We start from the raw sequence: 14,373 nt of genomic DNA, 5'->3' as shown, positions 1-14,373 counted from the left end.
GGCCATTCCGGTCACTTGGGCACCAAGGACCGAACACCCTGCTCATCATATGTACCTTCGTTCGTCTAAACTGGTTTACCGCGGCGTCGATGCAAAATCGGCAGTGGCCCCCTTTGAGACGTCTACGCGGGTCATGAATTTTTCCAGAAACGGGGCTGCCATCTCGCCATATCGCTGCGAACCAACCTTATTTAAATGATTAGTGTCTTGGTAGATCAAGGTATGATCTTGCAGCGGCGCATCGGAAAAAAATGGATTATCTGACAAGTCCAGGAACGTCACGTTAGGATATTTTGAAACACGCTCCTTGACTTTCGCATTAGCACCAGCCCATTCTGGATTCACAGAGACCGGAAGATGCAGACCAATACTACTGGCTCGATAGATCCGCTGGGGGTTTGATGAAAGCATAGGTACTTGAGCAAGAACGAGCACTGGTTGCTTCCTTTCGGCAGCTCTTGAAATGAAGCTGTCCAGTTGACTCATAAAGTTTTCGCTGGATGAATGAAGCTGCCACATTCCAGCAAGAATCAATCCATCAGCCTGAGGCACAAATTTCTCTGCTTCGGCAATTTGATTAAGACATGCCGTACGCGCCCACTCCACGATTCGGCCAACGTCAAAACCAGGAATATTTACACAGCCACTTGCCGAGATCACTCTTATTTTCGCATGAAGTGCCTTACCAACCACATCAGCAAAGGCGTTCAACTGCGCGGCGTGACTATCACCAAGCATCATTATTGTGCGACTGGCTTCGCGGTCACCTAGAACGCAATCACCTACAATTTTTCCGTGGCAGATTACTGAACTATCAGCATATCGGGTCAAATCCGACGGCAGTGGATCAACCAGCCTCGGATTTACAATCCCCGCAAGAAGGATAGCCGAGACGGTAAGTGCCCCTAACCCAACCAGACGGGCTATGACTGGCTTAATAGAAAACCTGCCCCGGAAAGGTGATTCTACAAACCGATAGGAAAGATATGCGCTACCCAACGTCAACGCAACAAATACCAGTGCGCTCACCCCCTGCAGTTCATAAGTACCCGAGTAGTAGCGAATGGACGCCAGAATAGGCCAATGCCAGAGGTATAGGGAATAGGAAAGCGCCCCCAAAAAAATTAGCGGCCGACATGAGATTGCATTATTGAACGAGCTCTTCGGGCTGATCAGGATCAAAGCTGTACCGATGCATGCTGGTAAAGCCATCAGGCCGGGAAAGCTGTGATTTTCCGTAATAAAGAAAAAACTACAGCAAAGCAGAATCCCCCCTGAACATGCAAAAACGGTTGATGATACCTGCGAGATACTTCGACGAATTGACCACGCTGCAGCCACTCCACCGATCAGAAACTCGGGAACTCTTGCTAACAGCGAAAAATACATTTCCTGTTGATGCCCCTGCCGAAGGCGATACTCCGAAAACGCGACAAACAATACAATTACTACCAGCATAGTCGGCATTAAGAGTCGACTCGGCAAGAACACCAAGCCCAAGGGAAGCAGCAAATAAAACTGCATTTCTACAGCAAGCGACCACGTGTGGAGTAACGGTAGCTCGTAACCAGCAGGTGCGAAATAATCATTCTGCAATGCGAAGAACGAATTAGCATTAAAGTAAAGCGCCGAAACGGCACTATCCTTGAATAACTCAAAGTCTCGCGGTATTAGCAGCAAAGCCATACACAAAGAGACAACAATCAACAACACGAAGTACGCCGGAAATATCCTACAAATCCTACCAACATAAAAGTCGAAAACAGAAAATACACCATCCTCTTTCTTTTGCAAAACAATACGAGTTATTAAAAACCCTGAAATCACAAAAAATACATCTACACCAACGAATCCGCCTGGAAGCCAATTTTTATTTAAGTGAAATAATATCACGCCAAGAACGGCAACCGCCCGAAGGGCCTGAATATCATTCCTTAATTTAATCCCTTGATCCATTAAAAATCTCTATTTTATTCTTTTGACTTCAGACTGTTTGCTACTGCGTGCCTAGCGCCATATTACCGTAACGCCGCATCCTACGCTCGAAGCCTGATTACAAATTGACTACCAAGGCGGTGCCAGGTGATTTCGCACGCCAAGGCGCCGCGATACGCGCTGTCTTACCGTAGTCGTGGGTACGGATGAGCTTTCCAAGTTTGAATACAACGGTAAACACAAGCAGACCCGCCACGAGCTTTTTTTGGCCGAAGTGAGATAGATTGGACCTTGGACGTTGATCGAACAGCACGCCCCCTTTCAGGGTGTCCAGTTAGACCAAGAACAAGGAGGCCAGGCGTAATCCTGAAATGCATCAGACAAAGAACAGATGATGAAGGCGAGTATGCAGCTCACACTTCATCATCAATTTTCCCATCGTCACTTAGACAAGGTTCACGGCCTGTTTCAATAAACCCTATCCCCCACCAACCGCTTCAAGTACTGCCCATACCCATTCTTGGCCAACGGCTCAGCCAGCTTGAGCAGCTGCTCCGCCCCAATCCACCCCTGCCGGTACGCCACCTCTTCGGGGCAAGCCACCTTCAACCCCTGCCGGCGTTCAATGGTCGCAATATACCCGCTAGCCTCCAGCAACGAATCATGCGTCCCGGTATCCAGCCAGGCATACCCGCGCCCCATGATCTCCACCGACAAGCGGTTCTGCTCCAGGTACACCCGGTTCAAGTCGGTAATCTCCAACTCGCCCCGTGCAGACGGCTTGATGCCTTTGGCAATCTCGACCACGTCCTTGTCATAGAAATACAACCCGGTCACGGCATAGCTGGACTTCGGCTTGGCCGGTTTTTCTTCCAGGCTGATCGCCTTGCCCTGGTCATCGAACTCCACCACGCCATAACGCTCGGGGTCGTGCACGTGGTAGGCGAACACGCTGGCACCTTCGCCGCGGTCCATGGCATTGCGCAGCAATTGCTGGAAGTCGTGGCCGTAATAGATGTTGTCGCCCAGCACCAGCGCCGACAGGTCGTTGCCAATGAAGTTTTCACCAATCAGGAATGCCTGTGCCAGGCCGTCTGGCGAGGCCTGCACGGCGTAGCTGATGTTGATGCCCCACTGGTGGCCGTCACCCAGCAATTGCTCGAAGCGCGGGGTGTCTTGCGGGGTGGAGATGATCAGGATGTCCTGGATACCCGCCAGCATCAGGGTGGTCAGCGGGTAATAGATCATCGGTTTGTCGTACACCGGCAGCAGTTGCTTGGAAATTGCCAAGGTGGCCGGATGCAGACGGGTACCCGACCCGCCCGCCAGAATGATGCCTTTACGCTTCATAGTGGTCATTTCTCGTGTATTTCCGTAAGCATGCGAGCCACACCCAGGCGCCAGTCTGGCAGGGTCAGGGCAAAGGCTTTCTGCAGTTTATGGGTGTCCAGACGCGAATTGGCCGGCCGCTTGGCCGGGGTCGGGTAGGCATCGGTGGTCAACGGGTTGACCTGTTCGGCATGGGCTTTCAAGGGCACACCCAGGGCTTCTGCCTGCTCCAGCACATAACGGGCGTAGCCGCACCAGGTGGTTTCGCCGGCTGCCGCCAGGTGGTACAGGCCGGCCAGGGTCGGGTCGCGGTGGGCGGCGGTGATGGCGTGGGCGGTGATATCGGCGATCAGTTCGGCACCGGTCGGGGCGCCGTGCTGGTCGTCGATCACACCCAGGCTTTCGCGTTCCGCAGCCAGGCGCAGCATGGTTTTGGCGAAGTTGTTGCCGCGTGCGGCATACACCCAGCAGGTGCGGAAGATCAGGTGCCGGCAACCGGCAGCCTGGATGGCCTGTTCGCCAGCCAGCTTGCTTTCGCCATAGGCATTCAGCGGGCCAACGGCGTCGTCTTCGCGCCAGGCCTGGGTGCCCTGCCCCGGGAACACGTAGTCGGTGGAATAATGCACCAGCAGTGCGCCGCAATCGGCAGCAGCACGGGCCAGCACGCCAACGGCGTCGGCGTTTACCTTGAAGGCTTGCTCGCGCTCGCTTTCCGCCTTGTCCACGGCGGTGTAGGCGGCGGCGTTGACGATGACATCAGGGGCATAGGCACGCACGGTTTCGGCCAAGCCCGGCAGGTTGGTCAGGTCACCGCAGTGTGCCCGGCTGCGGGCATTGAGCGCCAGCACCTGGCCCAGAGGGGCCAGGCTGCGTTGCAATTCCCAGCCTACCTGGCCGTCCTTGCCCAGTAGCAGAATCTTCATGCCGAGCGCCCTGCGTAGTTTTTCTCGACCCAGTCGCGGTAGCTGCCAGACTGTACGTTCTGCACCCATTGCTGGTTGTCGAGGTACCAGGCCACGGTCTTGCGAATGCCGGTTTCGAAGGTTTCGGCAGGCTTCCAGCCCAGTTCGCGCTCGAGCTTGCGGGCGTCGATGGCGTAGCGGCGGTCATGGCCGGGGCGGTCGGTCACGTAGGTGATCTGTTCGGCGTAGGGCTTGCCGTCGGCGCGGGGGCGCAGTTCGTCCAGCAAAGCACACACGCGGTTGACGATCTCCAGGTTGGGCTTTTCGTTCCAGCCGCCCACGTTGTAAACCTCGCCGGTTTTACCGGCTTCCAGCACGCGGCGGATGGCGCTGCAGTGATCCTTTACATACAGCCAGTCACGGATCTGCTGGCCGTCGCCGTACACCGGCAGCGGCTTGCCGGCCAGGGCGTTGACGATCATCAGCGGGATGAGTTTTTCCGGAAAGTGATACGGGCCGTAGTTGTTCGAGCAGTTGGTGGTCAGCACCGGCAGGCCGTAAGTATGGTGATACGAGCGCACCAGATGGTCGCTGGCGGCCTTGCTGGCCGAGTACGGGCTGTTGGGCTGGTACTGGTGGGTTTCGGTGAAGGCCGGTTCGTCGGCGGCCAGCGAGCCGTACACTTCGTCGGTGGACACATGCAGGAAGCGGAACGCCTGGCGCACCTGTGCGTCCAGGCCGCCCCAGTAGGCGCGCACGGTTTCCAGCAGGCGGAAGGTGCCGACGATGTTGGTTTCGATGAAATCTTCCGGGCCGTGGATCGAGCGATCAACGTGGGACTCGGCAGCAAAGTTGACGATGGCACGCGGCTGGTGCTCCTCGAGCAGGCGGGCAACCAGTTCGGAATCGCCGATATCGCCGTGCACGAAGATATGGCGCTTGTCGTCCTGCAGGCTGCTCAGGGTTTGCAGGTTGCCTGCGTAGGTGAGTTTGTCGAGGTTGACCACGGGTTCGTCATTGCCGGCCAGCCAGTCCAGGACGAAGTTCGCGCCAATGAAACCCGCACCACCAGTTACCAGAATAGTCATCGTTCAGTTCTTCCCAATTCCCGCGTTCAAACTCTACAACGCTTGAAGTTCATGTGGGCGTTGCGCCGCCGGCAACGCCTGTTCTTGTCGGTGCAGCGTTCAGGGCTCCATGCGCCGGCGCTGGTACAGCCAATCCACAATTTCCCCACCTGGTACGTAGCCGCTGACGGTGTCACGCAGCAGTTGGCGTACGGTGGCAAAGTCATCCTCTGCAGTCGCCACGCGCAGGGCGTCAAGGCGCTGCTTAAGCACATCCCAGGGCAGATAGTCCTCATGGGCGCTCATGATCATGGGGTGGCGGGTGGCAATCACGTTGTCGCCGATCAGCAGCTCTTCGTACAACTTCTCGCCCGGGCGCAGGCCGGTGAAATTGATGGCGATGTCGCCCAGCGGGTTGCGCTCGGAGCGGATGCTGAAGCCGGACAGGTGAATCATCTTTTCCGCCAGCTCCACAATCTTCACGGGTTCGCCCATGTCCAGCACGAACACATCACCGCCCTGCCCCATCGAGCCAGCCTGGATCACCAGCTGTGCGGCCTCGGGGATGGTCATGAAGTAGCGGGTGATTTTCGGGTGGGTCACGGTCAGCGGCCCACCGGCCTTGATCTGCTTGTGGAATAGCGGAATGACCGAGCCCGACGAGCCCAGCACGTTGCCGAAGCGCACCATGGTGAAGCGGGTCTTGTTTACCTGCGAGACGTTGCTGGCGTCCCCCATCAGTACCGGCGCCACTTCGCGGCTAAGGGCCTGCAGCACCATTTCGGCCAGGCGCTTGGTACTGCCCATCACATTGGTCGGGCGCACGGCCTTGTCGGTGGAAATCAGCACGAAGTTGGCAACGCCGGCCTGCAACGCCGCCTGGGCGGTGTACAGGGTGCCGAACACGTTATTCGACAGGCCTTCGGCAATGTTGTGCTCGACAATGGGCACGTGCTTGTAGGCTGCGGCGTGGTACACGGTGTCCACCTGCCAGGCGCGCATCACATCGAGCATCTTGGCCTGGTCGCGTACCGAGCCCAGGATGGGGATCAACTGCACGGCCAGGCCTTCGCGAATGATGCGCTGTTCCAGTTCGCCGGCAATGGTGTACAGGTTGAATTCACTGTGTTCGAACAACAGCAGGGTGCGCGGCGCCTGCCCGAGGATCTGGCGGCACAGTTCGGAGCCAATCGAGCCGCCGGCACCGGTCACCATCACCGTCTGGTCGATGATGCAGTGTTGCAGCAGGTCGCCTTGCGCAGGTACCGCGTCGCGGCCCAGCAGGTCGGCAATGTCCACTTCCTGGATGTCGTCCACCTTGACCCGGCCGCTGGCCAGGTCCATGAAGCCGGGCACACTGCGCACGTGCAGCGGGTAGCCTTCCAGCAAGTTGAGGATTTCGCGGCGGCGGCTGCGGCTGACCGAGGGCAACGCCAGCAGGATTTCTTCCGCGCCAGTGTCGTCGATCATGCGTTGCAGCTGTTCCGGCTGGTACACCTGCAGGCCGGCAATCACCCGGTCGGTGATGCTGGCATCGTCGTCGATGAAGGCGACCGGGCGCATGGCCTTGCCCATGCGCAGGGCCGCCACCAGCTGGTTACCGGCCGAGCCGGCACCATAGATGGCCACCCGTGGCAGGCCATCGTCACGGTTGGCAAAGGGCACGTGCTGCACTGCAGTGGCAAACCAGTCACCGAGGAAGTACTGGCGCATGGCCAGGCGCAGGCCGCCGACCATGATCAGGCTCAGCCACCAGTAGTTGAAAGTGATCGAGCGCGGCACCACGTTCTGGTGGTTACTGGCCCAGTAGATTATGAAGCCAAGGATCAGCGCAGACAGGGTCACAGCCTTGATGATGGCGATCAGTGCGTCATTACCGAAATAGCGCATCACCGCCCGGTACAGGCCAAAGCGGATGAACAGCGGGATCGAGATGATCGGTGCTGTGATGAACAGCCAGGTGTGATCACGGACAGGATTGGCCAGGTCATCGATACCCAGGCGCACGACAAACGCCAGCCACAGCGCAAACCAGACCAGAATGACATCAGTCGCTACCTGGATCGCCCGCTTGTGGCGTCGAGGTAGTCCAAGCAGTCTTGAGCGCAGCTTATCCATAGAACCTCTGAGAGCTTTACAAAGTGACATGTCTAGCGTCTTCTTTCTATCACTCTAGCTAGTGTTCGAGTTCGCCGGCGTGCCAGCGCACGGCCAGAAATGCCAACGGCAGGTAGGCGATGATCACACCCCACACGCCGTCCAGGCCCAGCAACAGCACGCACAGGGCTATCGGCAGTAGCCAGAACAGGTTGAGCGCGCCCACCGCCAGGGTCACCGGCAGGTGCTTGCCGTAGTGCCGCGAGGCGAACTGGTAGGCGTGGCTGCGGTGCGCTTCGTACACCTTGTCACCGCGCAACAGGCGACGGATCAGGGTGAAAGTGGCGTCGACCACGAACACGCCCAGCAGAATCAACCAGCACCAGAACAGCTGCGGCGAAACCCAGGCTGCCTGCAGCGACAGGCCCGCAAGCACGATGCCGAGGAAGCCGCTGCCGGCGTCGCCCATGAAAATCCTGGCCGGCGGGAAGTTCCAGAACAGGAAGCCGAGCGTGGCCGCGGCCAGCAACAGCGGCAGCGCCATCAGCTGCGGCGCACCGGCCAGGGCCGAGAGCAGCACCATGCCCAGGCAGGCGGTGACTGCCTCGACACTGGCGATGCCGTCGATGCCGTCCATGAAGTTATACAGGTTGAGCATCCACACGCTGTAGAAGGCGGCCAGGATGTAGCCGAACCATTGCAGGTCCAGGGTAAAGCCGAACACCTGCAATGGCGCCAGGCCGCCCAGCCAGTACAGCATCCAGGCAGCTGCGGCGAAGTGGCCGAGCAGGCGCCAACGCGCGGCGATGTGGCCGTGGTCGTCCATGAAGCCGATCACCGCGATCAGCGCCCCTGCCCCGCCGATGGCGGCCAGCGCCGCCAGCGGCACGCTACCGGCCAGGCCCAGCAGCGGCAGGCAGCCCAGAAAGCTCAGCACAATGGCCACGCCGCCACCCCGTGGGGTGGGCACGGTGTGCGAGCTGCGCGCGTTGGGCACGTCGATGATCTGCTTGTTCAGGGCGTAGCGCCGCAGCGCTGCGGTCAGAAGCAGGGATGCCCCTGCGACCAGGGGAATAAGCCACCATGCCGTCATTTGTTTTGCTCTTTCAAAAAGTTGAGTGCCGTGGCCCGCAGTGCCTGGTCAACATCCAGCGGCGGCTGCCAGCCCAGCAGTTCACGGGTTTTGCCAATGTCTACCTGCAGTGAGCCGCACAGGCGCTGGGCCAGCCCGCCCTTGCCTGCCAAGATGGCCGCGCCCTTCAACCAGGCCGCGGGCACAGGCAGCAACCTGGCTGGCTTGCCCAGCGCCCGGCCCAGCCGTTGCAGCAGTTCGGTGGTGGACAGGTCGTAGCCATCGCTGGCCAGAAAGGTCTGGTTGGCGGCGGCCGGGTGGTCGATGCACGTCACCAGCAGGTCCACCAGGTTGTCCAGCGCCACCAGGCTGCGTTTGTTGTGGATGGCGCCAAACGGCAGCGGCACGCCTTTGCTCAGCCAGTTCATCATGCTGCGGAAGTTGGCTTTCACCCCCGGGCCATACACCAGCACCGGGCGCACGATCACCACTTCCAGCCCGGTTTCAGCCGCCAGTTGGCGCAGGCCGTCTTCGGCTTCGCGCTTGGAGATGCCGTAGGGATCCGAAGGCGCGGGGGCCTCGTCGGCGGTGAAAGGCCGGCGGCCGTCGGTGGTCTCGCCGTTCACCTTCACCGAGCTTGCAAAAATGAAGCGCCGCACGCCGGCCTGGGCGGCGGCGCGGGCCAGGTTCAGGGTGCCATCCACGTTTACCCGGCGGAACTCGGCCAGCGGGTCGGCGGCGGTTTCCTGCATTACGTGCACACGGGAGGCCAGGTGGATTACGGTATCGACCTGCTCGAAATACCCGGACGCCACCTCTACCGCCGCCAGCTCGCTGAACGGCCGGTAATCTACGCCCGCCAGCCGCTGGCCGGGCAATTGCCGCACCAGTGCACGCGGTGCCCAGCGAGTGTCAGCAGCAAGCCGCTGCAGCAACACCTTGCCGACAAAACCGCTACCGCCGGTAACCAGGATACCCGGCCGTTGCACGTTGCCTTGCCCGGCCATCAGCCTCTCCCCGCCCGACCCAGCAGGCGGGTGAACACGCTGCGGTACTGGTCTGCCACCACCGACCAGCGGTAACGGCGGTTGGCAATTTCGTGCAGTCGCGCGGACAGTTGCGCACGGGCCCCTTCATCGGCAAACAGTGCCTGGGCGTGCTTGCGCAGCGAGCTGCTGTCGGAAAAGTACAGCGCCTGGTCTTCGGTGGTGGCGCGGTTAAACGACACGTCGAAGGCTACCACCGGCAGGCCCAGCCACATGGCTTCGACCAACGACGGGTTGGTGCCGCCGGCGCTGTGGCCGTGCAGGTACACGGTGGCATTGCTGCGCAGCGGGCTCAGCTGTTCCACGTCATAGATCGGGTCCAGCAGGTGGATGTTGCTCACCCCTTCATACTGCTTGCGCAGTTGCACGCCGTATTCGCTGTGGTTCCAGTTGCCGATGATCGCCAGCGGCATGCCAGAGCCGGCAAAGGCCTCGAGAATGACATGGATGTTGTTCTCCGGCTCGATGCGGCACACCGTAAAGGCATAGGGCGCACCCAGGAACGGGTAAGCCTGGCGGGCTTGCTGGCCAGGCTCACCGGCCCGAGCCTGGTCGCCACCATAGGCAATCAGTTCGCTGGGCTTGTTGTATTCGGCGGTCACGTATTCCTGCAGCACTTTGTTGTCGGTGATGACCGCATGGGCAAAACGCACGGCCACCGCTTCAGACAACTTCAGGAACCAGCGGGCGAAGTTGGACCACTTGGCGCGCTTCCATTCATAGCCGTCGATGTTCACCACGATCGGCTTGCGGGTCAGCAGGCGCATGAATGGCAGGGCTATGCAGCCGGAAACCCCCAGAATCAGCATCAGGTCATGCTTGCGGTAGGCGTGCAGCATGCTCAGCACATCGTACGGGATGCTTTGCACGCCATTGGCCTTCAGGTTCAGGTAGACCAGGCGGGCACGCTCGAAAAACTTCGGCCGCTGAGGGTAATGGGGCGCACTGCAATAAACGGTGAGTTCGCAGTCACCCGGCAGGTTGCGCACCAATTGTTCGGTCAGTGTTTCCCAACCACCGTATTGAGCGGGTAAGCCTACCGTACCGATCACTGCAATCTTATAGGTCATCAAACACCATCACGATATTTTTCTGGAAGTTGGCAGTGGAAAACTCACTCGCTTTCCTGCGTGCGCGCTCGGACAACTCCTGGCACGCCTGTGAGTCCTGCGACAGGCGCGAAACGGTGCGCGCCAGTTGTTCATGGTTCTTCGAATCGATCTGATAGCCCTCTACCCCATCGCTGACCAGTTCGACCGGGCCGCCTACCGGGGGCACGATGGTCGGGATGCCGAAAGCCATCGCCTCGAGAATGGTCAGGCCAAAGGTTTCAACCCAGCCATCCACATGGGACAGGTTCAGCACCAGGCTGGCATTGCGGTAGAACTTCGCCACCTCGGCACTGGCCGGGCTGAGCATCAGGTTTTGCGGCAGCGCCTTGCCGGCGAAGTAGGCGTCCACTTCCTGCGGGCTGGCATTGAGCACCAAGGTAAACTTCAGCACAGGGTCCGCGGCCAGTGCCGTGGCCAGGGCAACGAATTCGTCCACCCCCTTGTAGCCCTTCAACGACGCCAGCATCAGCACATTGAAGCGGCCGTCGTGCAGGTGCTGGTATGGCGTGGCCATCGCCTGCTGCTGGAAGCCCTCGGCCAGGCCGTTGTACACGGTTACCGCCGGCACGCCGGCCACCCCCTCTTGTACCTGCAGGTACTTCGACACGTAGACCACCTTGCTGGCACAACCTGCAATCACCCGACGCAGAAACGCCTTTAGCAACGCAGGCCGGATGGAGGTTTCGTGCACGTGGTAAACCACCTTGGCACCGCGCAAGCGGGCGGCCAGGGCGGCACCAAAGGGCAGCATGGTGTTCACCAGCACGACCGACCCCGGCCGCACCTGACGCAACAGGCTGAAGAACAGCGCCACCTGCGACCCGGCATACGCCAGCAAGGTCAACCAGCGGTTATCGAAGCGCTTGTAGGCAAACTTGCAGGTGCGTACCTGCAGTTCGTCTAGCACGCCGTGGCCGCTGCTGCCCACATGCAGGGTGCAATCGGCGCCACTTTGCTGCAGCGCGGTGATGGTCTGGTTCAATACCCGGGGGCTACCGCTGTAGTCATTCAGCAGGTGGACAAAATGCAACGTTCTCATGCCACCCCTTCTTCCGCTACGCGCGCCTTGATGAACCTGGCCGGCACGCCGCCATAAATCGAATTCTTGCGGTACACCCCCGCGGCCACCACCGCCCCTGCGGCGAACACGCAGCCGTCTTCGATCACCGCGCCATCAAGCACGGTCACCTTGGCGCCGATCCAGCAGTTGCGGCCCACCTTGATGCCCTGGCGGGTCACGCCCTGCAGGCGGATGGGCTGCAACGGGTCTTCGAAGTTGTGGTTTTCCGAATGGAAGCTGACGAAATTGCCGATGATGGTGTCGCTGCCAATCTCGATGCCGCCGGCGCACCCCAGGAAGCAGCCGGCACCCAGGCCGACGTTGTCGCCAACCACCAGGCCCTTGCCGATGTTGGCCAGGCTGCCGGTACATTCGATGATGATGTGCTTGTTCAGCGACACCGCGGTGCCAAAACGGATGCCGTCATTGGACAAGGCATCGACGAAGCAGCCCTGGTCGATGACCAGCCCCGGGCCATACTCGATCTTGCCCACTTCCTTCAGGGTTACCCCCGAGCCGATGAATGCCAGGCGCCGCCGGCGAAGGCGAATCACGCCGCGGCAGGCCATCAGCAGCTTGGTCACGAACAGCCCCAGCAGATAACCCGACGAGATGCGCCGGTCGACCACCAATGGGCGCTTTTTAACTAGCAACACCAGCTTTTCGAGCAAGGCATGCATCATTTCACGGCCCTCACCTGGGTAAACAAGGCCTTGATGAAGGCCGGACGGCGGTAAGCCAGCGCTTTGCGAATGGCTGCATAGACCAGATACAGGTCAAGCAGGCCACGCTCCAGCAGACCATGGGAACGGAAGCTGATACGCAGCCCGTGGATCATTTCCTCGAAGCGGAACAAGGCACGCTCGGGGGTATCGGCGCTGTGCTCGGACAGGTCGTGGGCAATCTCCACATCCAGCACGCAGGCCTTGGGGAAATACCCCTCGTAGCGGATGAAAAAGTCGGTATCGGTGGCATAGAAGCGCAGCCGCTCGTCATAGAACGGCGTCATGCGCTGGAAGCACTCACGGGTGAAGATCAGGCCGCTGTTGATGCCCAGCAGGTTTTTCGAGTCCACCAGCCCGGCGGCCACGTCAGGCGTGAGGCGGCCCATGAACAGCCAGCGCTTGCCGGGGCTGACCAGCTGCCCATGACTGACCAGCCGGGGCATGAATACGCCCACCTGGTCGCCCCCCGGCGCCCGGCGTACCTGGCCGATCTGCGCCAGGCAGCTGGACAGGCGGATGTTCGAGTAGTTGGTGTCGTCGTCCGAAATCATGAACAGGTCGACCCCGGCGGCAAACGCCTGTTCGGCAACCTGGTTGTAAACCACCGAAAGCCGCTGATTGTCCGCCTCGTACCAGCGCACGCCCGGGCACGGCTGCGCCACGCCGGGGGAGTTGTTCCAGACGTACAGTTGCAGGTCGATACCCTCGTCATTCAGCAGCGCCTGCTGCGCGAGCAACGACTGCAGGGCAATCGAGTCCTGGCTAGTTTTCCGATACAGAACGATCAGGACTGCCAGGCGCAACTTTTGTTCTTCTGTTTTCACCAATGATCACCATCACCACGATCGCGAATATGTAAAGGACAACACTGTTCGTATAGGACTGGAAAAAGAACGAACTCAGGAAGAACGGGTAGCTGGCAATCACGAAGTTGCCCAGGCCGTTTTTCCAGGCGCTGGCATGGGCCCTGTCCCGGACGATGATCGTCACCAGCTTGTGGTACCAAAGGATCAACCCGGCCATGATCAGCAGGCCGACCAAACCGCAGGTGGCCAGCAGGTTGAGCCAGAACGAATCGAACCAGTGTGGCTGGCCCGGGCCAACCGCGCCAAAGCCATAGCCCATGGGATGCGCGCTCAGCACCTCATACATGTGCAGCCACTGGCGCTCGCGGTCCAGTGCCGACAAATCCTGGGTATAGCCCATCGACAGGTAGGCGAAAATCGCCACGGTCAAGCCAATGAACTGCACGTAGCCCAACAGCGAGATCAGCCAGGCCGTGCGCAGCATCCGGGCCGCCACCAGCATCGAGCAGATGCACACCAGGCCGATCATGGCCGTGCGCACCGAACCGATCGCGATCAGCCCGCACAACAACAGGAAGGCGGCACTCAGCAGCAGGCGCCGGATCAAGGACCAATTGCGCCCGCTGAGCAACACGGCCAGGGTCATGGCGGCGGTATTGAGGATGACTGCAGAAAACTCCAGCGTGCCGGTAAAGAAACCGGACACCCGCGGCAGCCCGTCACGCATCGAGTTGTAGGGTTGCAGTTCATAGCCTTTGGCGGTAAGCAGCGGCCAATACCAGAACTGCTCGGCCGAAGCGATGGTCAGGTACTGATACAACGCATACACGCCAGTGAGTACGCTCATTGCCAGCACTGACCAGTACACATGGCGCAGCTTTTTCTCGGTCGACACCGCCTGGGCCCAGATGGCCACCGCCATGCCAATGAACACCGGCACGGCCAGTGCGCGGAACATGCGCGCCGACGACGCGCTCAGGTCGCCGAACAGCAGGTACAGGAAGGCAAAGAACAGCACGACCAGCAACCACCGCCCGACTTCGAGGTTGAGCCTGCCACGCGCCGTAACGCTGGCCAGCGCCCGCAGCAGCAGCCACATGATCATCAGCAGGCTGAGCATTTCTCGCCAACCGGCAAACACACTGCCCAGCCCCAGCGTCAACACGACGAAGTCGCTGAAGAACAGCAGGCAGAACAGCACGCCGATAAAGATCCTGATCAC

The 14,373-nt window shown here is 60.0% G+C and carries 12 protein-coding genes; all 12 read right to left on the bottom strand.

Annotation, left to right across the window (positions count from 1 at the left end):
* Nucleotides 1–75 precede the first annotated feature (75 nt).
* The 12 genes from CAF70_RS18790 to CAF70_RS18735 all read right to left on the bottom strand — a co-directional run bounded on the left by CAF70_RS18790 (nt 76) and on the right by CAF70_RS18735 (nt 14,373).
* Nucleotides 76–1,956, bottom strand: coding sequence for an acyltransferase family protein (locus CAF70_RS18790; RefSeq protein WP_085626356.1), 1,881 nt, complete (start codon nt 1,954–1,956; stop codon nt 76–78).
* Between the two features lie 447 nt (nt 1,957–2,403).
* Nucleotides 2,404–3,285 carry a glucose-1-phosphate thymidylyltransferase RfbA gene (gene rfbA / locus CAF70_RS18785; RefSeq protein WP_085626383.1) on the bottom strand — a complete coding sequence of 294 codons (882 nt, stop codon included), beginning with the start codon at nt 3,283–3,285 and terminating at the stop codon, nt 2,404–2,406.
* Between the two features lie 5 nt (nt 3,286–3,290).
* Nucleotides 3,291–4,187, bottom strand: coding sequence for a dTDP-4-dehydrorhamnose reductase (gene rfbD, locus CAF70_RS18780; RefSeq protein WP_085626355.1), 897 nt, complete (start codon nt 4,185–4,187; stop codon nt 3,291–3,293).
* On the bottom strand, nt 4,184–5,254 hold the full coding sequence (gene rfbB / locus CAF70_RS18775) for a dTDP-glucose 4,6-dehydratase (RefSeq protein WP_085626354.1): 1,071 nt from the start codon (nt 5,252–5,254) through the stop codon (nt 4,184–4,186). The genes rfbD and rfbB overlap by 4 nt, the downstream gene beginning before the upstream one ends.
* Nucleotides 5,255–5,353: 99 nt before the next feature.
* Nucleotides 5,354–7,351 carry a nucleoside-diphosphate sugar epimerase/dehydratase gene (locus CAF70_RS18770; RefSeq protein WP_085626353.1) on the bottom strand — a complete coding sequence of 666 codons (1,998 nt, stop codon included), beginning with the start codon at nt 7,349–7,351 and terminating at the stop codon, nt 5,354–5,356.
* Nucleotides 7,352–7,409: 58 nt separating this feature from the next.
* On the bottom strand, nt 7,410–8,423 hold the full coding sequence (locus tag CAF70_RS18765) for a glycosyltransferase family 4 protein (RefSeq protein ID WP_085626352.1): 1,014 nt from the start codon (nt 8,421–8,423) through the stop codon (nt 7,410–7,412).
* Nucleotides 8,420–9,409: an SDR family oxidoreductase gene (locus tag CAF70_RS18760; RefSeq protein ID WP_085626351.1), complete on the bottom strand. Its 990-nt coding sequence runs from the start codon at nt 9,407–9,409 to the stop codon at nt 8,420–8,422. The genes CAF70_RS18765 and CAF70_RS18760 overlap by 4 nt, the downstream gene beginning before the upstream one ends.
* Entirely contained in the window at nt 9,409–10,518 is a 1,110-nt protein-coding gene (locus CAF70_RS18755; RefSeq protein ID WP_085626350.1) for a DUF1972 domain-containing protein, read from the bottom strand. The genes CAF70_RS18760 and CAF70_RS18755 overlap by 1 nt, the downstream gene beginning before the upstream one ends.
* Nucleotides 10,508–11,599, bottom strand: a complete 1,092-nt coding sequence (locus tag CAF70_RS18750) for a glycosyltransferase family 4 protein (protein ID WP_085626349.1) — start codon at nt 11,597–11,599, stop codon at nt 10,508–10,510. The genes CAF70_RS18755 and CAF70_RS18750 overlap by 11 nt, the downstream gene beginning before the upstream one ends.
* The gene (locus CAF70_RS18745) at nt 11,596–12,303 is read right to left on the bottom strand and encodes an acyltransferase (RefSeq protein ID WP_085626348.1); all 708 of its coding nucleotides are present in this window, start codon (nt 12,301–12,303) and stop codon (nt 11,596–11,598) included. Before CAF70_RS18745 ends, CAF70_RS18750 begins: the two co-directional genes overlap by 4 nt.
* Nucleotides 12,300–13,169: a hypothetical protein gene (locus tag CAF70_RS18740; protein WP_256573306.1), complete on the bottom strand. Its 870-nt coding sequence runs from the start codon at nt 13,167–13,169 to the stop codon at nt 12,300–12,302. Before CAF70_RS18740 ends, CAF70_RS18745 begins: the two co-directional genes overlap by 4 nt.
* The gene (locus tag CAF70_RS18735; protein ID WP_178076402.1) at nt 13,108–14,373 is read right to left on the bottom strand and encodes a hypothetical protein; all 1,266 of its coding nucleotides are present in this window, start codon (nt 14,371–14,373) and stop codon (nt 13,108–13,110) included. Before CAF70_RS18735 ends, CAF70_RS18740 begins: the two co-directional genes overlap by 62 nt.

Source organism: Pseudomonas sp. B19(2017) (genome assembly GCF_002113165.1).
GTDB lineage: Bacteria > Pseudomonadota > Gammaproteobacteria > Pseudomonadales > Pseudomonadaceae > Aquipseudomonas.
The sequence above is the reverse complement of the archived record's forward strand: the minus strand, read 5'-3'. Positions and strand labels throughout refer to the sequence as shown.